This window comes from Spirosoma aerophilum, assembly GCF_054782495.1.
The window spans coordinates 72,217-92,851 of the sequence record NZ_BAAGSJ010000040.1 but is presented as its reverse complement, the minus strand read 5'-3'; the positions used below and the strand labels follow the sequence as shown (position 1 = coordinate 92,851).

The following is a 20,635-nucleotide window of genomic DNA, read 5'->3' as shown; positions in this document are numbered from 1 at the left end:
ATTAATTAAAGAACAAAGTAAACGGGTGACGCGTCCGATTTTTCAACGGGGGAACCGGTAGTCATCTGCGAAAGATTCGCGGCTATAGTTGTAGCAATGGCCGTTACGGGGGTATCCGTGGGCCGGTTCTCAAAGGGGTCCTGTAATTGAATAGCGCTTTTTTCGATCAAAAAAAACGCCGAGGCAATCAGCGTGACAACGGGAACTTCGACAAAAAACAAATTCTCGACGAAGCCGAACGGTAACATGGTCGTAAACAGAACAATGAAAACCTGGAGATAAAACGTATACGTTTTCGGGAAAACAGTGTTTTTGATGCGCTCACACCGACCCATCGAATCTGTGAGCCGGGTTAGCGTACTATCCACCTGAACCAGTTGATAGTCGGTCAGGTAGCCCGCCGATACCAATTGTTGCAGGGCATCCGCCTGGGCTTGCAGGATGGCCAGCGGACGGTGCGGGGCTTTCAGTACAGGAGCCTGTTCGATAAGGGGAAGATACGTGTTCACCAGCTCTTCTGTGGGTTGCCCCCGCAGCGATTGCCCCAGCACGTAACACCAGCCAATTTGGCGCTGGGCAAAAATCTGGATCGTTTCCGCAGGCGTGGCCTTATCGGGCAGAAAAGTGCGTAGCTGACGAATCAACGTCCGGCTATCGTTAACAATGGCACCCCAGACCACGCGGGCTTCCCACCAGCGTTCGTAGGCCTGATTGGTGCGGAAGGCCAGCAGCAACGAAATGCACGTACCCATCAGAGCCGGAATAGCTAGGGGGATAACTAAACTCTCTAAGCCAACATAGTGCCGCAGGGTAAATATCAGGTTGGCAAACACAAAGACCGACAAGGCTTCGTAGCGGATATTACCCAGTAGAAAAGGTAAGGGAATTGATCGGTTCAATAGCATAGTCTTACGCTTGATGGCTTATTGGCGTTTGTAATAATTAAGTGTAACAGACGAGGCACTGGCCCGCTCGCTCAGAGTATAGAATCCATTGCCCGCTTTGTCAAAGGCGATGGCTTCGCCCTGCGGCTCGATCTGGTAAATAACCGGGGCAGGGTTGTCTTTCAGCAGCGCACCGTCGATGGTTTCATCCTTGGCGCGTGGCCACCTGGTCACACTGACGTACGTCTTGAGCAGGATCTGCTGACCATCGGGGGAAATGCTTCCCGACGTGACAAGACTCAGCGGCACTTCACCTTTAAACATGGCCGTCGAGACGGTGGACGTACTTTGCGGATAGGGCAGATGGTAAAGCCGACCAACGGGCGACTCTTTGGTGACGATCCAAAGATCGCGGGTGAGCGGATCGAGCAGGATTGCTTCGGCGTCACGCGGACCGTCGGCGTATCTGAATGCAATCCGGTCAATGGCTGTAATAGGTTCATTCAGTGCTTTCGGCTCGGCCAGTCGGTAAATGTAACTCTGGTCGTTTTGCTTACCATTATCACCAATATCGGCCAGATACAGGTAAGAAAGCCCCGCCTGTGGGCCGGGGCCAACGGCTATGTCTTCCCAATCCCGATTGGCAACGCCGGGCAGAGAAAGTCGCCCTGCCAACTTACCAGTCGATGAGAGTAAATTCAGTTGAGCCGGATTGCCGCTATCTTCTTCGACCCAGAGGTGTCCATCCATGGTTCGGCTATCAGCCAAACCCGACGCTTCGTCGATAAGTCCCGGCTCAACAGGTGACCGCAGCGGTACCGAAGCAAAAGTGATGGGAACGGGACCGGTCGAATCAGTTGGCGTGCAGCCGAATGCGACTACTAATAACAGGACCGGCACAATGGAATGAGCGTACATCATAACGTTTGTGGGATATTGCCTTCCCAGCGGTTTACAAGGTGGTTAGGCTATTGGCGCATTGATCCGCCCGCTCGGACTAAAGAGCAAGGTGGCTGATGCTAAACTGTGCAGTGAGTCGGCTGGCGAGGGCTTTTAACCGGGCTCCTCAGTCTGGCTCACGTCAGGGTATCATCGGCCACGACATCGCCACGCTTGACCACAATGCCTGACGTAAGCGTCCAGACGTGCAGGCCATGGGCGCTGGTGAAGTCGGCACTGTTTCGGTTTGAGTCATAGCTGCAGAAGCTGGTTTGGCAAGCAATCCGGTGTCTCAGTTGGGATCGTTTGTTGGGTAGTCATTAACTGCTCAATCAGCAGGATCAGCACGTGAATGACTTTGCCATGTACTTCCTGAATGCGGTCGGCGTACCCGACATAGGGAACCCGAATCTCGACGTCCGCCTGGCCTGCCAACTGCCCTCCATCATTACCCGTTAACAGGACAACCGCTATCTGCTGCTGCCGGGCCGCTTCCACCGCACGGATCACGTTAACCGAGTTGCCACTCGTACTTAATCCCAGCAGGACATCGCCCGCCCGGCCTAGCCCTTCGATAAAACGGGAAAACACAAAATCGTAGCCGTAATCATTGCCCACGCACGACAAATGACTGCTGTCCGAAATGGCCAACCCGGCCAGGGCAGGTCGGTCATTTCGGTAGCGGCCCGACAGTTCTTCGGCAAAGTGCATGGCATCGCAGTGCGAACCGCCATTACCACAGGATATAATTTTTTTGCCCATTCGTAAGGCTTCGGCCATCAGCCGGGCGGCTTTCTCAATAGCAACTATATTGTCAGTATCGGCCATAAAAACGGACAGCACGGTTTGTGCCTCTGTCAGTTCCTGATGAATAAGCGTCTGCATATCTATCGACTTGATGAATAACTTACAGAAAACTGGAAATGGTATTAATACTGAACGCGAGGATGATTGTGTTAAAAGCAAATGATATAACGCCGTGCAACAACGTTAATCTCCGCAAACGAGAAGAGCTAACAGCCACGTCGGATACCTGACAGGTCATGCCCACTACAAATGAGAAGTAAGCAAAGTCAATATAATTAGGTAATTCTTTGCCTGGGAAATCCAGACCACCCACACTCCGGTTGTCAGCGGCATCATAATAGTATAGATGGGCATAATGTAGCGTAAACATACTGTGTATGAGTGTCCAGGCGCATACGACGGTCAATCCCGACAACACGATGTGCCGGGTCGTCTCCGAAGGTGAGAGACCCTTTAACGAACCCAGTAAGGTCACCACGGCGAACAAACTAGTTAGGGCTGCCCCTATTGTGAATAGAAAAATGACGGGTCGGCTATTGTCTTCCCGCTGCGCCATTTGCCGGGCATCTGTCCAGCCGATAATGAACCAGACTATACCCAGCACGGTCAGCGCGTAGCCAAGACAGGCAAGCAGCACGCGGGTCTGCCAGCTAAACCACCCGCCTGCTACCAGCCAAACCAGCGTACCAACGCCTAAAGCGATGACGGACCGGGATAAAGCCGATAGCCTCGGCTGATAAGTGTTTCTTTTTTTCATATACTGATTTTGTTACCGAACTTGAGATGACCAACCCCGCTCAGATCGGTGCCGGACTCGTTTTGGGTGGCGGGTCCGTTGCCAGTGGGTTACGCCCGCTCCAAGGCCCGCCCCGATGAGCAGGCTTAAGACAGCCTGGGGCGCAGATGGCAGGTCTCGTTTATCGATAAGCGTGCTGGCGGTAGCCCCCAGGGCAACCCCCGCCGTTAGGCCATTCAGAACGGTGGGCAGCCGGCGTAACCCCGTAACGTAGGCCACGGCAACGCCCTGAGGGTCGCCTGAAAAATCAACCTGGTTATGCGAGCCCGCCTCAACGCGACGAAGCTGTCCGGAAACCGTGCGAATTGCTGAGTGTGCAGGCTGAAAAACGATCTGTAGCTGATCGCCGGTCCCAAACGTGGTCCGAACCGTTCCTTTGGCATCAGCAACCTGAAGTATCTGGCCGCAACTCACCAAACTGATACACCAGCAGACGAGTAGTAAACTGGTCTGTTCGATGACGAAAGGGAACCGTATGGTACAATGCCTTTTTGAAGCCCTTCGCGCCGAACGATCTTTGTTCCGGTATAGCCAAAACTTCGTTTTTAATGATCTACAGATTTTCATAAACGTCCGTTTGGTAACGTGTCTATTCCGACACCCAAGGGCTTTCTTTTCTCTTTATGATTTTTCGTCAGCCAGTTTCTGCTCGGCTTCCTCAATAGCTTCTTCCACTGAATGGGATTTACGCAGGTCACTGGCCTGCCGGGTCACCTCGGCCATCGTCTGGTAATGTTGGCAGAGCACGGCCAGCTCGTCATCCGTCAGGTTCTCCACCGCTACCAACCGATTGGAAGCCCCTTTTGTAGCGGCAATTAGTTCGTTGAGCTTGAGCTGTACAGCCAGTGACTCTTTGTTCTGGGCTTTTTGAATAATGAAGACCATCAGGAACGTGATAATGGTGGTTCCCGTGTTGATCACCAATTGCCAGTCTTCAGAATAGTCGAACAGCGGACCCATTACAGCCCATAGGCCTACCACCGTAAACGCGGTCAGGAAGGCTCCCGAACTACCCGTCAGGTGAGTGATTCGGTTGGCCAGGTGGTCAAACCCGATGGCCCATCGTTGGAATAAGCTAGTTTTGTTCATGTGATTCGTTGGTTACGTAGTAGGCCGGTCAGAAACGGCCGGTTCCGCTTCAGTAAACCAGGCCCAGGCAAGTAGCCTCTGGTCGGATGAAAAGCTGCGCAGTTCAGCCCGGAAAATGGTTTGCATGACGGGCGTGATCAGGGCCAAGGTACCCGCCGTACCGACCAAGACAATACGGTCAAAATCCGCCGTGACCGTCAGGTCAAACTGTAAATCCCGCCACAGCTCCTCCGGTTGCCAGCCCCGGAAGTATTCCATTTCCCAATACAGCCGGGGGAGGGGGGCACTGTGCAGCGCGGCATCCAGGAGGGGACGCAGATCGTAATAGTCATCCGCCGTGATGAAGTCCGCCACCAGCAGGGCCAGCCGACCGGGTTGATTGCTTATAATCTTGTACATAATCAGTCGGTTACTAAGTACGGAGTCGTCAGGCCACCATACCCAGGATCAGAAACAATAAGAACCCCGCGAAGAAGGTGGCTGTCAGCCAGGGCTTTTCCGGCCCTTCATGCGCTTCGACCAGCAGCTCTTCGGTAACCAGGAACAGCAGGGCCGCCAAACCGAACGAGAGCACCAGGTCCAGTCCTGCTTCCGGCAGTTTATGCAGGAGCGTGGCTCCGCCGACCGTGCTGGCAAAAAACAGAGCCGACAGGCCGACTAATAACCGGACGATACGGGACCGGGATACGCCGTCTTCGGTCAGGGAAGTGGCTGTCGCCAGTCCCAAAGACAGCACTTCAACCCCCAACGCAAAGGCCAACAGGATGCCTTCTTTCGCTCCGGCCGCAAAGCCGATTCCCAGCAGCAGCCCGTCGATGAAAATGTCCACCCCGATGGCCAGCAGAAAGGCGAGCGGAAACGCTGCGGCTGACTGACCAGCCTGACCAGTTATCGGAGCTGGGTTGTCAGTCGTTTCTGTGGGTGTTTCGGTCAGTCGCCGGATCAGTAGCATCAACCCGATACCTACGCTAAACCCAAGCACGGTTAACAGCGGATCATGCAGCCGCACAATATCGGGCAGAATTTCAACCGCCACGACCGAAAAGACCACGCCAGCGGCAAAATGCAGAATAGCCGAACGGACCTGAACGCCAAACCGGATAAACAGGGCCAGAAGTCCCCCACCTGTCAGGGCAGCGGTGGGCAAGAGGGCGTAGGTGATAATCTGTTGAAACAGGGGGGTCATAGGAAACCTTATTTTGTATAACGAAATAATAAATACGTGATTAATCCATCTTTATCATGGTCGTAGGTACCATGATGAATACGATACGCACCGGTAGCCCCCTTTTGTCGACCCAGTTTTTGCAGTTCATCTTCTACCCGTTGATGCGTCGAATAAATCGATCCGAACGTATGAATTGTAACGGTTCCGATCCGCTCCATCCTAGCTGGCAAATCACGCTCTAACAGAAAGATGGTGACAAGGGCTGAATCCACTGAAGCCCCTGAATTGGTCGCATCCTGGATAGGGCGGTATTGCGGAAATGAAGCGCAACCCATAAGCAGCAAAAGCAGCGATGCCGCCAGACAAGCGCTTCGTATAGTTTTCACCTCAGTCCGGGTTTAGCGTGTAATACACCCGAATCGAAAAATCAAACGATTCTCCGTGGGTATCTATTTCAATGGTCAGGCTTTCCCAGACGGCAAACGTGCGCCCGATAATCGCTTCAGAGGGGGTCTCCGGCAGCGCATACGGGTATAGTTCCTCGCTCCAGAGCACCAGGTCTGCTTCGTCGACGATGGCCAGCGACAGGGCCGGGTAGTGGGCAAAGGTCAGGTCGTTTTCAGACACCAGGCGATCCACCCGCACACTGCGAATGTCATCGCGGGCGTGCAGGTGAACCTTGTTACCTGTTGGCGTTAGCAATACGTGGTTTTCCTTCTTCATTTTTTTTGTTGATAAGCCAGCAACCGCAGGGCATTGAAGACAACCAGTAAAGTAGATCCCTCATGGGCCACCACTGCGGGCCCTATCCGGGCGATCCCCAGCATAGTCAATGGTATCAGCACGGCAACCATGCCCAGGCTAATGTACAGATTCTGACGGATGATGCGCCGAGCGGCCCGGCTCAGGCCAATGGCAAAGGGCAGCTTTTCCAGTTGATCGCCCATCAAGGCAATGTCGGCAGTCTCTAGAGCCACATCTGAACCAGCCGCTCCCATGGCGATGCCGACTGTACTCTTAGCCATCGCCGGGGCATCATTGACGCCGTCGCCGACCATGGCCACCTTGCCTTCCTGTTCGCGCAGTTTCTGAATGGCCTGCACCTTGGCTTCGGGCAGCAGATCGCCTAGGGCATCGGTTAGGCCGACCTCTTTGGCAATGGCATCAGCGACCCGCTGATTATCCCCCGTCAGCATAATCATGCGCTTAATACCCAGTTCTTTCAAGTCCGACAGGGTATGTCTGGCTTCGGGACGCGGGGTGTCCATCACGCCTAGAATGCCTAGAAACTCGTCGCCATGCCGCACAATCATCGCGGTGTGACCACCGGCTTCCAGTTCATCGGCTTGCTTCCGAACCGCATCGGTGAGCGTTTTCTGCTCTTCGAAGAGGGCTTTGTTCCCCACAAATACGGGCTTGCCGTCCACAGTGGCTTGCAGGCCCCGCCCCGTCAGGGCCTTTAGCGCCGTGGCTTCGGGTACCGGCTTATCGCCTAATCGAGCTTTTACGCCCTGCACGATGGATGCCGCCAGGGGATGGTCGCTCAGTCCCTCGACCGCCACGGCGACCAGCAGGAGTTGTTCTTCCGATCCGGCCAGGGAAACAACCTGACTGAGTGTTGGTTTTCCCTGGGTGAGCGTACCTGTTTTATCGAAGGCTACGGCCGTTAATTCACCCAGATCTTCTAAAGGACGCCCTCCTTTGATGAGCACCCCGTCGCGGGCCGCCCGTGCCACACCACTCAGCACCGCAGAAGGCGTCGAAATAGCCAGAGCGCAGGGGCTGGCAGCCACCAGCACCGCCATTGCCCGGTAAAAGCTGACTGAAAATGGTTCGTCGATCACTAAATACGCAAAGCACAGGGCTACCACTAAAATCAGCACGGCGGGCACGAACCAGCGCTCGAATCGATCAGTAAACTGCTGGGTGGGCGACTGCTGGGATTCCGCTTCGTTGACGAGCTTGATCAGCCGGGCCAGCGTCGAATCCTGGGCGGCTTTGGTCACCTTAATTTCCAGCACACTGTTTCCGTTGATGGTCCCGGCAAACACCCGGTTTTCCGGCTTCGCCCCGGCCGGATCCGCGTTTTCGTCCGTCAGTGCCACCTTATCGACGGGTACGCTTTCGCCGGTAATAGGAGCCTGGTTGACGGGTCCGCTCCCCTTCACGACTGCCCCGTCAGCCGCGATCTTGCTATTGGGCTTAACGATGATAACCTCACCTAGTTGGAGCGTCGCTACGTCAACTTCTTCGGTTCTTCCGTTTCGCCTAACGGTGGCGGTCTTGGCGCTGAGGTCTGCCAGGGCCGCAATGGACTTGCGGGCGCGGTTCATGGCGTAATGTTCCAGAGCATGGCCAATGCTGAACAGTGCCAGCAGTAAGGCTCCTTCCGCCCACTCACCCAATATCCCAGCTCCGGCGGCTGCCACCAGCATCAGAAAATCAATCTCGAACTTGCCCTGCCGTATGGTTTCTACTGCCTCTTTAGCCGTAAAGAAGCCCCCAAAGAAATAAGCTAGACCATACAGTGTCAGGCTCACCCAGGTGGGCAGGCCCGCTACGAACGAAAGTCCAAAACCAATGCCGAGGCAGACGGCGCACAGGCTGGCAAAGATCAACTCGGTGTTCGGGCCGAAAATCCCGCCGTGCTCATGATTGTGGCCGTCACCTGCCGTATGTATGTGGTTGTCGTTCGAGGGCTGGTCCGATGCGCTGGCCCCGTGGTCGTGCGTTTCACCCGGCGCATGGTCGTGGCCCTGGTGATCAGGATTCTTTGGCTCCGTAGCCCGGCTCTTAGCCTGGTCTGTTAGCTGCCCCGGCGTATTATTTTTGGCTAACTGATCCATCAATGCACTTAGGCTAATTTGTTGATGATCAAATTCCAGATGAACGGCCCCGCTGGCCGAAACGGAGGCTTCTAGCACACCAGGCCAGCGACTGATTTGATCGCTGACCGTCCGAGCGTGGCGGGCATGGCGAATACCCGCTAGGTGACCAATATAATGACCATAGCGCTGGGTGAGTTCAGCTCCTGTTTGCCGGGCCAGGGTCTGTACACGGGTCAGAGAGATAGTCCCGGGGTCATAATGAATACAAAGTTGATCGGGATGCTTATCCGTAGCGGGCCGAATGTGAACTTTGTCAAGACCGGGCCGATCCTCTAAGAGAGCCATTAACCGCTGGACGCACTGATCTTTTTGGTCCGGCAGGTCCGGCAGCAACACGGGTATATCAAGCTGTAGTTTTTCCATTGACGCAATGATGTATGGTGAACGACTATCTATTGGAGGACTTTGTAAGCACGACAGGCTTACGTCTTTGGTAAAGCCTGCGTGCTTATCCTTTCGTTTATTCCTCTTCTTCGCCCCCGCCTTTTAATTGCGAGAGTACGGCAAAGGCTCCTTTGACAACCACCTTGGTTTTGTTCAGATCAAAATTGGCAGGCAGCGTCACTTGCGAATAGCCCCCCTCGGTAACCCCCCGGCGTACCGGAATCTGTTTAAAACGCATCCCGTGCTGTTCGGTTTCACCCGCTTGATGAGGGTGGGCTTCTTTTTCAGTGTGTTTTGCCTCCCCTTCCTGGTGCTCGTGTTCTTCCGGGGCTTTCTCATCGGTCACCACAAAAATGTAATCCTTACCCTCGGCCGAGACAATAGCGGCTTCGGGCAGGGCCGTCACCCGGCTGTCACCTAAATCTAGGGTTGCCTTAAGGAATGTATTGGGTGCTAAGCGGGCATCCGTCTTGTCGAGTTTGGCGACCACCCGCACCGAACGGTCGGCATCAATGGTCCGGTTGATATACGTGATGTGACCCGACCGCTCTTTTCCCCCTTCATTGTTCAGCCGAAGGCTTACCCGCTGGCCTTCCCGCAATTGGGGCAGTTCTTTTTCAAACACGGTTAGTTCGGCGTACAGACCCTGGCTACTGGTGAGTTGGGCAATCACATCTGCGGGCTGTACGTACTGCCCGGCCGTTACGCCAATGGCCGTGACGACCCCGCTCACGGGGGCTACTACGGTATAATATGCACTGAACTTGCCGTCCAAGGCCGCTTGGGGTGATAGACCGACCAACCGCAGCCGTTGGGCCAGCCCTCCCAGGCGCGCGCGAACCTGATTGCGGTCCGAAGCCGTTTGTTGAAATACTTTCAACGCACTTACGTTCTGTTCGCTGAGTTCTCTCTGACGAACAAACTCGGCGTCCAGGTAGGTCAGCCGACTCTGATTTTCGGCGTAGTCCTGTTGTAACTGTACCAGATCAGGATTTTCAATCCGGGCCAGTAGTTGTCCCTTTTGAACCGGTTGACCGGGGAGCAGCGGCAGGCTTCGGACAAAGCCTCCTTGTAAGGCCGTGATGGCGACCTGACTCTGGGCCGGGACGGCCAGTCGCCCGTTGACCTGAAGCAATACCCCTAAGTTTCGATAGGCCACCTGGCCCACTTCGATAGCCCCAATGCGCAACTGATCACTCGTTAATTCTACGACATCCGCGGGAGGTGCTTCGGGCGTGGCACTGGAATCGGTCGTCTGGGTGTCGGTTTGATTTTTAGGTGCTTGATTACAGGCAATGGTCAGTCCCAGTAGACCGACGAAAAGGATGATTTGTCTCATGGTTGTATTAAGGTAAGCCCAGGATCTGCTCCAGGCGAATGACGGATTGGTTGTAGCTGCCCAGTACATCGACGTAACTGGCCCGGGTCTGATAGGCCTGGGTGAGGGCCAGCGAATACTGGAGGTAGGCAATCTCACCCGCCCGAAAGGCTACGCCCGCTTTGTCGGCCAGCAGCCGGGCGGTAGGTAAGCCTGTTTGCTCATAGTAGGACAGACTACTCTGTAACTTGCGAATTTCCTGAATAGTAGCGCTTAGTTCACCTTGTAAATTGCGCTGGGAAAGCGCCAGTGTCGCTTCTCCGATTTGCTGGCCCAGCCGGGCCGCCTCGACGCGGGCCCGCTGGGGCCGGGTAAACAGGGGCAGGGCTACCCCCGCCGTGACGCCCTGGAATCGTTTACCCCCTCCATAGGTCACTTCCGCATTGTTCACCGTATACGTGCCGATTAGTGACTGGTTAAAATACCCCAGTGAAAAACTGGGGAGCAGCCGAGCCTGTTCCACATCCGTTTGACGGGCGGCTACGTCGATTTGCTGCCGTAAAAAGGCCAGTTCCGGGGTTTGTGCCAAGGTCGCTGAGTCGGTGACTGCGGGAAGCGGCCGGCGTGTCAGTAGGCTGTCAGCCAGATCGATCGGCTGGTTGGTATTCAACAGGGTTTGCAGCCGACTCAGGGCGATTTGACGGTCCGCTTCGGTTTGGGCCAACGCATTCCGAATTTCACCGAGTTGATTATTGGCAGTAGCCACCTCAAGGGCGGTTCCTTCGCCGGTTTTGAGTCGAAGGTCCGTCGCTGTCCGGAAGGCAATCAGCAGACTGTCCTGACTGCGGAGCAGCCGACGCCGTTCCGTCAGGTACAGCAGGTCATAGTAAGCGGCTTTTACCTGGGATCGAAGGCCATTTTGACTAATGCGGACCTGAACTTCACTGCCGGCCACGTTGGCATCCGCCAGCCGCCCCAACTGGCGGACCAGTTTGGGATTCGGCAGGTTTTGAGAAATGGTAAAATTGTTATCGAAATTAGGGCCATTATACTGGCCGCCCATCCAGGAAAAGTTGGTGGCCCCGATGTCGCGGGCCGCCCGGCGTCCCGTTTGTTGCTGGCTAATAGTCAACGTATTGATGCGGACCGTCCCGTTATTGGCCGTTGCTTGCTGCAGGGCCGCATTGAGCGATAAGGGGCCACTTGAAGTCAATTGGGGGACCTGTGCCTGCGTGGCGGTAGCGCTACCGGTTAGTAAACCGAGCCCTACTAGCCAGCTGGCCACTTTACCGACACCCGCCGGTACAGCCGGAAGTCGTTTTGAGCCAAATTTGGTTTGTTCCCACCAGTACAGACAGGGTAAAATCAGCAGGGTTAGTAAGGTTGCCGACACCAGCCCACCAATGACAACCGTGGCCAGGGGCCGCTGGACCTCCGCTCCCGCGGTTGTAGCCAGTGCCATGGGTAAGAAGCCCAGGGAGGCCACCAGCGCCGTCATCATCACGGGGCGCAGGCGGGTCGCCGTTCCCTGCAAAATCCGTTCGTCCAGACTCAGGTCCGTTTCGTCTTTAAGGTGGTTGAATTCTCCGATCAAGACGATACCGTTGAGCACCGCCACGCCAAACAGCGCAATGAAGCCAACGCCCGCCGAGATGCTAAAGGGCATATCCCGCAGCCAGAGGGCAATGACCCCCCCAATAGCTGATAAGGGAATCGCCGAGAAGATCAGCAGGCTCTGCCGGATGGACCCAAAGGTGAAAAACAGAAGCATAAAAATCAGGCCCAGGGCGACTGGCACGGCAATGCTGAGTCGATCTTTGGCTTCCTGAAGATTCTGAAACTGTCCGCCGTAGGTGACGTAGTAACCCGGCGGGAATTTGATCTGGGCATCAATTTTTTGCTGGAGCTCGTTCACCACGCTTTCTACGTCACGGCCTCGCACGTTAAAGGCGACGATGATTCGCCGTTTGGCATCTTCCCGCTGAATCTGGTTGACGCTATTCTGAAAGGAAATATCGGCTACCTGGCTGAGAGGAATTTGTCCATTGCCGTCCGTACCGATTAACAGATTCTGCACATCTTCGAGCCGCTGACGACTCTGTTGCTGCAAGCGAACCACCAGGTCATAGCGTCGTTCCCCTTCATAGACCAGGCCCGCCGTTGACCCCGCAAAGGCGGCTTGCAAATACCGGTTGGCTTCCTCGACCGACAGGCCAAAACGAGCCAGGGCATCCCGATCGAATTTGACCACAATCTGGGGCAGTCCCGATACCTGTTCGACGTAAAGATCTTCCGCGCCAGGGACGCTGCCCACCACCCGGCCGATCCGGGCGGCATAATCCGCCAGTACGCCCAGATCCTCGCCAAAGAGCTTGATGGCGATGTCCTGCTTGACGCCGGAAATCAATTCACTAAAGCGCATCTGGATGGGTTGTAAAAAACCATAACTCACGCCGGGTATCTGCTGCAATTTGGCCTGCATCTTCTCGGCCAGTTCTTCCCGGCTGGTAGCTGAGGTCCAGTCGGGACGGTCTTTAAGAATCACCATCAGGTCAGTGGCTTCGATAGGCATGGGATCCGTTGGAATCTCGCTGGAGCCAATTTTACCAATGACTTCCTTGACTTCCGGAAAATTGGCTTTCAGCATCTGGCCAACCTTCAGGTTGGCATCAATTGATTCGGCCAGCGATGAGCCCGTCATAATGCGCATCTCCACGGCCAAATCGCCCTCGTCCAACTGGGGAATAAATTCGCCCCCTAATCGGCTAAAGATGAATCCAGCCAGCCCAAAGAGAACCACCGACAAACTGACCACAATCCCTTTGTGACGGAGTGTCCAGCGAATCGCCGGATCATACAGCCGGTGAAAAAAGTGAATAATCCGATCGGAAATAGTCCGCGTCCCCTCCCGGATGGGTTTCTTGCTGAGCAGCAAGGCCGAAATCATGGGTACGTAGGTTAACGACAGGATAAAGGCTCCCAGAATGGCAAAGGCGACGGTCTGGGCCATGGGGCGAAACATTTTCCCTTCCACGCCCACCAGGGCCAGAATAGGTAGATAAACAATCAGAATGATGATCTCGCCAAAGGCCGCTGAGGATCGAATGCGACTGGCCGATTCGAAGACTTCCTCATCCATTTCCGCCTGGGAGAGGTGGTGACGGAAATTTTTGAGCGCAATGTGGTGGAGCGTTGCCTCCACAATAATGACGGCTCCGTCCACTATTAAGCCAAAGTCAATGGCCCCCAGACTCATTAGGTTACCCGATACGCCAAAAAAGTTCATCAAGGAGACGGCAAACAGCATACAAAGGGGGATCATAGAGGCCACGACAAATCCCGCCCGCCAGTTCCCCAGCAGCAACACCAGCACGAAGATGACGATGAGGGCCCCTTCAATTAAGTTTTTCTCTACGGTCCCAATGGCCCGGTTAACCAGGCGGGTCCGGTCCAGAAAGGCGTGTATTTCGACGCCTTCAGGCAGCGATTTTTTGATTTGTTCAATGCGTTGCTTCACGTTACCAATCACCTGAGAAGCATTGGCCCCTTTCAGCATCAGCACAATGCCCCCGACCACTTCGCCTTTCCCATTGCCAACCATGGCTCCGTAGCGCACGGCCTGCCCGAGCTGGACCTGGGCCACGTCCCGTACCAGAATGGGAATACCCCCCGGCGTCCGGCGCACGACTATTTTTCCCATATCGGCCAGGTTGCCAATGAGCCCCTCCGACCGAATGAAATAAGCATTGGGCCGACGGTCAATGTAGGCTCCCCCCGTATTCTGGTTGTTTCGGGAGAGAGCTGTAAATAACTCATCCATGGTTACCCCTGAGCCCCGTAGCCGCTGGGGGTCGACCGCCACTTCGTACTGCTTGAGTAAGCCCCCGAAGCTGCTGACGTCGGCCACACCTTTGGTCCCCAGCAACTGGCGTCGCACAATCCAGTCCTGAATGGAGCGCAACTCCATAGCCGGATAGCGTTTTTCGTAGCCGGGTTTTGGTTGAATGATGTACTGATAAATTTCGCCGAGCCCCGTGGAGACAGGTCCTAATTCGGGGGTACCCGAGCCACTGGGAATCTGGGATTGGGCTGCTCCTAATCGCTCACTGACCTGCTGACGGGCCAGGTAAATATCGACGCCGTCTTCGAAGACAATGGTGACGACTGACAAGCCAAACCTTGAAATGGAACGAACTTCGATCAGATCGGGCAGATTGGCCATCGTCTGCTCGATGGGAAAACTAATTAACCGTTCCACATCGGGAGCCGACAGGGCGGGGCTTTGCGTGATGACCTGTACTTGATTATTCGTAATATCGGGCAGGGCATCAATGGGTAATCGGCTCAGTGAATAGCCGCCCCAGATGATTAGAACGAGCGTAAAGAGCCCAATAATGAGTTTGTTTTGAATGGAAAACCGAATGATACGATCCAGCATGATTAGATCTGAACAAGTGAGAAGAAAGAAAATGCTGTCTATAGCCAATCAGCACACCCTTCTTTAGAAGAGGTGCGTTTTCGCTGGTTACAGCAAGGGGGTTCAGACCCGAAGTTGAGGGGGTTGCCAAATGGCCGACGCCTGATCAGCCCAGTGAATAGGCGTATAGGGGAAGGTGACTACGCGTACCGGGCTGATGTCAACAGACCGGGTGAGACTATAGCTGAAAAAGATAATGGTCGTCAAGGCAACAGCGCAACAGGTGCAGCTGCAAAAGGGCGTGCATTGGTCCTGGTGGGGATGCGAGGATCCCGGCTGGGGTATAGACGCGGCTGCCAACGTAGCGTAGCTAGTGGCTGCTGTTCCTGATGGGAACAGCAGTTCGTCTGCGCAGGGCCAGAGCGAAAGGCCCAGCAGATAAAAGGCTAGTAGGATCACGCACCGATTCACGGAACAAAGATACCATTAATGCATATGCAACAGGTAGTCAAAAAGAAAGGAGTTAAAAAAAATGAACGTTGCCCGTTATAAAGCTAATCGGCTACGTCTAATAGATAGAGGTAAAGTACTAGTCTGTAGGAGCCACTTGATGCGGGTGAGTTAGCTCAGCAGAGACTCCAGGTGATGTTCGAAAGTGATAGGGCTGTTGGTCGGTACTAGTATGAATCCGCTGTGGTGAGTCTAGTCAGGATCTGGACGGGTACGCTTAAAAAACGGAGACTAGCCTGATGCCGATTGAATTACCAGTATAAAGAGGCACCAAAACCGTTTGTCGCCGGTGAATCACCAAGTGTTTAAGCCAGGGATAGAGCCCGTAAACCAGTTCGGTAGAACCAATGCCTACACCGGCTCCGAACAGCACATCGGCCAGCCAATGGCGGTTTCGAAGCACTCGAAAGCTAGCCACAGTGGTCGCCGTGGCGTAACCTGCCACCGTATACCAGGCATTGAGCCCCCCGTATTCATGAGCCAGTAGGGTGGCCCCCGTGAAAGCATTGGTGGCATGGCCTGAGGGAAACGACTCCTGTCCGTTGCCATCAGGCCGGGGATAGGCGATCGTATATTTTAGCGTTTGGCTAATCCCTTGCGAGACCGCATTTGCGAGTAGAGTAAGAGCAATCTGATCGCTAAACGAATGACGCCCTTTTAGACCCGCTGCCCCTAAGCTCAGCACCACCACAGAGGGCGCGTATTGCAGATAGTCGTCCAGGGAGACATTGAAGCCCCGGTACCGGGAAAGAACTTCCTGGCGAACCTGGCGACTTAAGTAGCCTTGAGTCAGCAGGCCCGTACTCATCAACGCAGCGGGAATCAGGTAAGCTGATGGACGGAATACAGGGCGAAACGAGTCAACCTGAGTTCGTTGGATTTTCGAAAGCGTCGTGTCAATCGGGCTATTCTGTGCCATTATAGGCAGACTGAGATGACAGCAGGCCATTAAAAAGCTGCAAAAAAATTGTTTTTTCATAGGATGGAGTTTGATGGAAAGTACTAAAACCGGCGATAGCTACAGGGCTTTTGCATGCGTTAGTGCGGAAGCGGGTTTAATTAGGATCTATCAACGCATCAAGTTAGGCGGACGGCTAGAATCAGATTTTTAATTGTCCTGTCAATCATTTGGAAGAGGAACGCGGCCCTCAGAAGGGCCGGTTCCTAGAAGTCTATTATCAAAAAACAGGTGTCAATTTTCCTGTTTAGGCCTCTTTTGTGATTTGGCCACTGCTTTTTCCTTGAATTGTATGTACCACTTGACGTGTTGTAATGCCAGTAGAAAATAGATAGCCACCGTGGCACCTACCGCAATAAAATACATAGTATAGGCCACTGCTACGCCAATTCCAGCGGCTCCCCAAATAGAAGATGCGGTCGTTAGCCCGTGGGTAGTCCGTTCGGCAAGGTTGTTATAAATAATATCAGCTCCCATGAATCCGATGCCCGTAACGATATTGGCCACAATCCTGCCGGATGCAGTAGTATCCGGGGAATGCACGCCAATTAAAGTGAATAGGGCGGCAGTCAGCGTAATGGCAGTATACGTTCGAATGCCTGCTGGACTCCCCTGGCTTTCACGTTCAAAGCCAATAATGCCCCCAGTACAAACGCCACAAAAAGTTGGGCCACCAGGACTAATTCTACGTTTAGATCCATTTTTTACTTGGTTATTTGTGACTATTTGTAGCGTATAGGTCTGACAAAGTGCTTGAATATGGACTCCAGGTCCTAAAAAGACGATGAAACAGATCGGAGCTTTAATAAATACCACCCATGCTCCATCCTGCGTATTGTTTAGATCAAAAGAATGGATTGACACTAAACCTCAATTGACGAATTACTTCAGCATTGACTGGCAGTCCTGTCTGCTAACTGATAGGGTTGTTCGCGTTTACGGCGCTTTTTTTCTGCCCGTTGTACAGGAACTGACTGACTAAAGGAGCGTTTGTTGTTTAGGGGTCCGCCGTAGCGATTAAAAAGGTTTAAACCGGCGATCCGTTAGAAACGTGTAGTCCGTTAAGGTGTAGAGGAAAGCAATAATGTCTTTCTGTTCCTGCTGGCTTAGCGGCAAACCGACTTGATTACCCGTTTTTAACAAGGGATCTAGGGTGGGATTATCCTGGATGCCCGTTGCATAATGGTTCAGCACACGTTCCAAACTGGAAAAGCGACCGTCGTGCATATAGGGTAGATTCCGTTCGATATTGCGCAGACTTGGTACACGAAAGGTATACTTATCCGATTCATTTAAGGTAATGCTATACCGCCCAAAATCTGGTTTAGTTGCCTTGGGAAGTAACCCATTATTGCGGTATTGCTGATCGGTAAATAGTTCACCCGAATGACAACTACTGCAAAAGGTTTTAAATAAGGAAAGTCCCCGAAGTTCCTGATCCGTAAATTCACCACCCACTTCATTTCGACGGTACTTGTCATACTTCGAATTGGCTGATACCAGTGTGAGCATGAACTGGGATAAAGCTTTTAAAAAGCGTTCTGAGGTGACTTCATCGCTTCCATAGGCCGCTTTAAACATAGGCGGATATTTAGCGCTTGTCCGCAATTTGTTCAGTACGTTCGGTAGCGAATCCCCCATTTCCACCGGATTCTGAATGGGGGAAATGGGTAGTAGATCCAGATCATGAACGCCGCCATCCCAGAAGAAGGCCGGGTTCCAGGCTACATTCTGAATGCTTACCCCATTGCGGGGGCCAAGCTGGTCACGAATGCCATGGCTCACGATGTGATCTGTGTGGGCAAAGGCGGCTTCCGGAATATGACAGAAGGCACAGGTGATCGTACCATCACGGGACAGCATCCCGTCAAAAAAAAGCGATTTACCCAAAGCGACCCCTTCGTAGGTCAAGGGATTTTTACGTAGGTCATAAACGGGATCAGGGAAATTAACTGGTTTAGTCCAGGGGTAAGGTGTCGTTTGATACACAACCAAGGGAGGCTTGCCAGGTAAATCAGGCTCTACCGACAGAGTTTGCTGACAGGCCACCGCCATACCAAATACAGTCACACTTATATAAAGCCCAAGGGAGCGCCAATGTGTCATGATTACTGTACTGATTGGTGGCTGAATCGAAACATAGTTGCATAATTCGTAGCGATTATGGCCGACAAAGGAGAGACCATCACATTCGGACTAGCCACGATACGTAGGGGAGCGGCACCATTAAATACCTTTAGTACATCAGCCAGTATGGTAATTTGAACCGTTGTCTGGCTGCCCACTTGAACACCACTGGTGCCTAAGGGTAGTGTAACGGTACGTAGGTTGTTGATTGTTTTGGCGTCATAGCCCCCAAAAAAGCCAACATGATACTGATACCGTTTTTCATCGGATTGATCTGCCGTTAACAGGGGGCACAATCCTTCAAGTTTGAAGAAAATATAGCCTGAATTCCAATCCCAGTACATGGCGTCATTGGCAACGCTTCCGGGTTCAAGTACCCCTTTTCGACGACTTATATCCGATGTGCTACGCAGGCTATCTACACCAATCAAATAACTAACACGGGTGTAGTGGCCAGTGGGTACCTGGTTAATTGTGAGCGTTTGCGAAACGGAGTCGGATTCGCGGACTAAAAAATAACTGCTATCTTGAGGCACTACGTACTCAGTACCATCGGCGCGATGAAACCGAAGGTTACTGACAAAATAGTGAAGTTTTGTAATGCTAAACGGTTCGCCACCCGCATTTACATACCTACCCTTAGCCAATTCTAAATCCTGGTTACCCACGACATTATCAAACGTGAGCTTAACGGAGCCCATTGTAGGTTCGGGCGACCCATTTGTACAGGAAATAAGCCAGGTGGCTAGCGGTAAGCTGAGCATAAAAAGCCCACTAATGAGTTTATTCTGTATGGAAAAGCGAATGATACGATCCAGCATGATCAGATCTGAACAAGTGAGTAACAAGAAGAAGCTGTTCACAAACTAGCAGCACACGCTGATTAAAAGCGGGCACGATTAGTCATAAACTCAGTTGTGTTCAGACGGTAAGCTTGGGCGGTTGCCAGATGGCGGAGAGCGTATCAGCCCAATGGGGAGATGTATAGCGGAAGCTGGTGGCCACTACAGGTTTTATCGCCACGGAAGCAGTCAGCTTATAGCTGAACTGTGGCAGGAACGTAACGATAGCGGCACAACACGAACAGCTACAAAAAGGGGTACATTGATCGCGGTGTTCATGGGACGAACCGGGATAAGACCGATCAGCTTTTGACAGCACGATCGTATGGTCCTGCCTGGGAATAGGCTGCACCTCATCCGCACAAGGCCATACCGATAGACCAAGCAGGTAGAGAGACAATATCGTCGTAAACCACTTCACAGCCACAAAGGTACGGCAAAGCTTTGTACAACAGGTAGTCAAATACAAGTCTATATTTTATTTCGTAGACCATAAAGAATATGGCCGCTTGATTTAGTTAAAGGAATGGCAACTTTACGGGAGGTGACTTCGTGTGCGTCGCTGAGGATGTGGAGAAAGCGGCACAGGCCGTTAAGCAAAGCGAATGGCCGGATGTCTAGGCGGAAGCCTTGCGTACTGCTTGATGGTTAGCTCTATTTTTGAACGAGCCCCTTAGCGTTTTACGAGTATGCTGCTGGCAGTTTTAAAATCCATTCTTGTATTTATTCTGGCGGGCCTGTGTGAGATCGGGGGCGGTTACCTGGTCTGGCAATGGATGAAAGAAGGAAAACCGCTTTGGTATGGCCTTGTTGGCGGTATCATTCTGGCAGGCTATGGCATCGTGGCTACTTTTCAGCCAGCCGGATTTGGCCGGGTATACGCTACCTATGGCGGATTTTTTATCGTTATGGCGCTTCTATGGGCCTGGAAGGTGGATGGATTTAGGCCAGACAAATACGATATTATTGGCGCATTAATCGCGCTCGTCGGGGTGTGCATCATCTATTACGCGCCCCGTAATTAAGCAGCCAGCCTAGCGAACGGCGGGCTTTTAAAGTTTGTCGAGTTCCATCACCAGATAGACCATTTGCTTTGTTTCGGCGGAATCGCTCATCTCCAACGAAATCGGGCCTTCTTCGGGCTGAAAGGTTAAATGAAATACTAGCCAGGGGCAGCATAGTCGCTCGAATTTGATAAATTCGGCCAGATCGACAATCATGGCATTATCCGACTTCTCGAATACCAGCTCATAAATATTGGGATGCTCTACGGCGCGCGACACTTTTTTAAAAAGCGTCTGATGCAATTCATTCATTCGCTTGATCTGGTTCTTGTCCGTAAGCTTGCAGGCCAGGGCGATTTTCTTTTTCAATACGGCTTCGGTTTCCATCGTCTTTACTGTTTTTGTCTGAGCCAGGCAGGACAGTGCGACCAGCCAGGCAAACCCGGTAAGCAGGAGTGCTTTCATGTTTTTCTGGTAAATTTAAACGGTGGAGTATAGTCCACT

General features: G+C 53.0%; 21 protein-coding genes. 1 reads left to right on the top strand and 20 read right to left on the bottom strand.

Annotated features, from left to right (window positions below):
* Positions 1-5 precede the first annotated feature (5 nt).
* The 19 genes from ACYVK4_RS31855 to ACYVK4_RS31765 all read right to left on the bottom strand — a co-directional run bounded on the left by ACYVK4_RS31855 (position 6) and on the right by ACYVK4_RS31765 (position 19,548).
* Positions 6-905, bottom strand: coding sequence for a bestrophin family protein (locus tag ACYVK4_RS31855; RefSeq protein WP_461131629.1), 900 nt, complete (start codon positions 903-905; stop codon positions 6-8).
* A gap of 18 nt (positions 906-923) precedes the next feature.
* A complete protein-coding gene (locus ACYVK4_RS31850; RefSeq protein WP_461131628.1) occupies positions 924-1,805 on the bottom strand; it encodes an SdiA-regulated/phytase-like domain-containing protein in 882 nt (293 codons plus the stop codon).
* Positions 1,806-2,075: 270 nt separating this feature from the next.
* Positions 2,076-2,708, bottom strand: coding sequence for a D-sedoheptulose 7-phosphate isomerase (lpcA, locus tag ACYVK4_RS31845; RefSeq protein ID WP_461131627.1), 633 nt, complete (start codon positions 2,706-2,708; stop codon positions 2,076-2,078).
* A gap of 22 nt (positions 2,709-2,730) precedes the next feature.
* Positions 2,731-3,387, bottom strand: coding sequence for a DUF1345 domain-containing protein (locus ACYVK4_RS31840; RefSeq protein WP_461131626.1), 657 nt, complete (start codon positions 3,385-3,387; stop codon positions 2,731-2,733).
* Positions 3,388-3,399: 12 nt separating this feature from the next.
* Complete coding sequence (locus ACYVK4_RS31835) at positions 3,400-3,993, bottom strand: hypothetical protein (protein ID WP_461131625.1); 594 nt, start codon at positions 3,991-3,993, stop codon at positions 3,400-3,402.
* 54 nt (positions 3,994-4,047) lie between these two features.
* Positions 4,048-4,515 (bottom strand): low affinity iron permease family protein, encoded by a 468-nt coding sequence (locus ACYVK4_RS31830; protein ID WP_461131624.1) that lies wholly within the window; start codon positions 4,513-4,515, stop codon positions 4,048-4,050.
* A 12-nt stretch (positions 4,516-4,527) separates the two neighbouring features.
* Entirely contained in the window at positions 4,528-4,914 is a 387-nt protein-coding gene (locus ACYVK4_RS31825) for a SpoIIAA family protein (RefSeq protein ID WP_461131623.1), read from the bottom strand.
* 28 nt (positions 4,915-4,942) lie between these two features.
* Complete coding sequence (locus ACYVK4_RS31820; protein WP_461131622.1) at positions 4,943-5,701, bottom strand: ZIP family metal transporter; 759 nt, start codon at positions 5,699-5,701, stop codon at positions 4,943-4,945.
* Between the two features lie 8 nt (positions 5,702-5,709).
* Positions 5,710-6,069 carry a hypothetical protein gene (locus ACYVK4_RS31815; protein WP_461131621.1) on the bottom strand — a complete coding sequence of 120 codons (360 nt, stop codon included), beginning with the start codon at positions 6,067-6,069 and terminating at the stop codon, positions 5,710-5,712.
* A gap of 1 nt (position 6,070) precedes the next feature.
* Positions 6,071-6,406, bottom strand: a complete 336-nt coding sequence (locus ACYVK4_RS31810; protein WP_461131620.1) for a hypothetical protein — start codon at positions 6,404-6,406, stop codon at positions 6,071-6,073.
* Entirely contained in the window at positions 6,403-8,934 is a 2,532-nt protein-coding gene (locus tag ACYVK4_RS31805) for a heavy metal translocating P-type ATPase (RefSeq protein ID WP_461131619.1), read from the bottom strand. Before ACYVK4_RS31805 ends, ACYVK4_RS31810 begins: the two co-directional genes overlap by 4 nt.
* Positions 8,935-9,031: 97 nt before the next feature.
* On the bottom strand, positions 9,032-10,294 hold the full coding sequence (locus ACYVK4_RS31800) for an efflux RND transporter periplasmic adaptor subunit (protein WP_461131618.1): 1,263 nt from the start codon (positions 10,292-10,294) through the stop codon (positions 9,032-9,034).
* Positions 10,295-10,301: 7 nt separating this feature from the next.
* Entirely contained in the window at positions 10,302-14,711 is a 4,410-nt protein-coding gene (locus ACYVK4_RS31795; RefSeq protein ID WP_461131617.1) for a CusA/CzcA family heavy metal efflux RND transporter, read from the bottom strand.
* Positions 14,712-14,813: 102 nt separating this feature from the next.
* Positions 14,814-15,149, bottom strand: a complete 336-nt coding sequence (locus ACYVK4_RS31790; protein ID WP_461131616.1) for a DUF6660 family protein — start codon at positions 15,147-15,149, stop codon at positions 14,814-14,816.
* Positions 15,150-15,417: 268 nt separating this feature from the next.
* The gene (locus ACYVK4_RS31785; RefSeq protein ID WP_461131615.1) at positions 15,418-16,119 is read right to left on the bottom strand and encodes a phosphatase PAP2 family protein; all 702 of its coding nucleotides are present in this window, start codon (positions 16,117-16,119) and stop codon (positions 15,418-15,420) included.
* 273 nt (positions 16,120-16,392) lie between these two features.
* Positions 16,393-17,022 carry an MgtC/SapB family protein gene (locus ACYVK4_RS31780; protein ID WP_461131614.1) on the bottom strand — a complete coding sequence of 210 codons (630 nt, stop codon included), beginning with the start codon at positions 17,020-17,022 and terminating at the stop codon, positions 16,393-16,395.
* A gap of 153 nt (positions 17,023-17,175) precedes the next feature.
* Positions 17,176-18,264: a cytochrome-c peroxidase gene (locus ACYVK4_RS31775; RefSeq protein ID WP_461131613.1), complete on the bottom strand. Its 1,089-nt coding sequence runs from the start codon at positions 18,262-18,264 to the stop codon at positions 17,176-17,178.
* 2 nt (positions 18,265-18,266) lie between these two features.
* Entirely contained in the window at positions 18,267-19,106 is an 840-nt protein-coding gene (locus ACYVK4_RS31770; RefSeq protein WP_461131612.1) for an MbnP family protein, read from the bottom strand.
* A 100-nt stretch (positions 19,107-19,206) separates the two neighbouring features.
* A complete protein-coding gene (locus ACYVK4_RS31765; RefSeq protein WP_461131611.1) occupies positions 19,207-19,548 on the bottom strand; it encodes a DUF6660 family protein in 342 nt (113 codons plus the stop codon).
* Between the two features lie 268 nt (positions 19,549-19,816).
* Between ACYVK4_RS31765 and ACYVK4_RS31760 the strand changes: the two genes are divergently transcribed.
* The gene (locus tag ACYVK4_RS31760; protein WP_461131610.1) at positions 19,817-20,152 is read left to right on the top strand and encodes a YnfA family protein; all 336 of its coding nucleotides are present in this window, start codon (positions 19,817-19,819) and stop codon (positions 20,150-20,152) included.
* A gap of 27 nt (positions 20,153-20,179) precedes the next feature.
* Here ACYVK4_RS31760 and ACYVK4_RS31755 read toward each other — a convergent pair whose 3' ends face one another.
* Positions 20,180-20,596 carry a hypothetical protein gene (locus ACYVK4_RS31755; RefSeq protein ID WP_461131609.1) on the bottom strand — a complete coding sequence of 139 codons (417 nt, stop codon included), beginning with the start codon at positions 20,594-20,596 and terminating at the stop codon, positions 20,180-20,182.
* Positions 20,597-20,635: the final 39 nt, after the last annotated feature.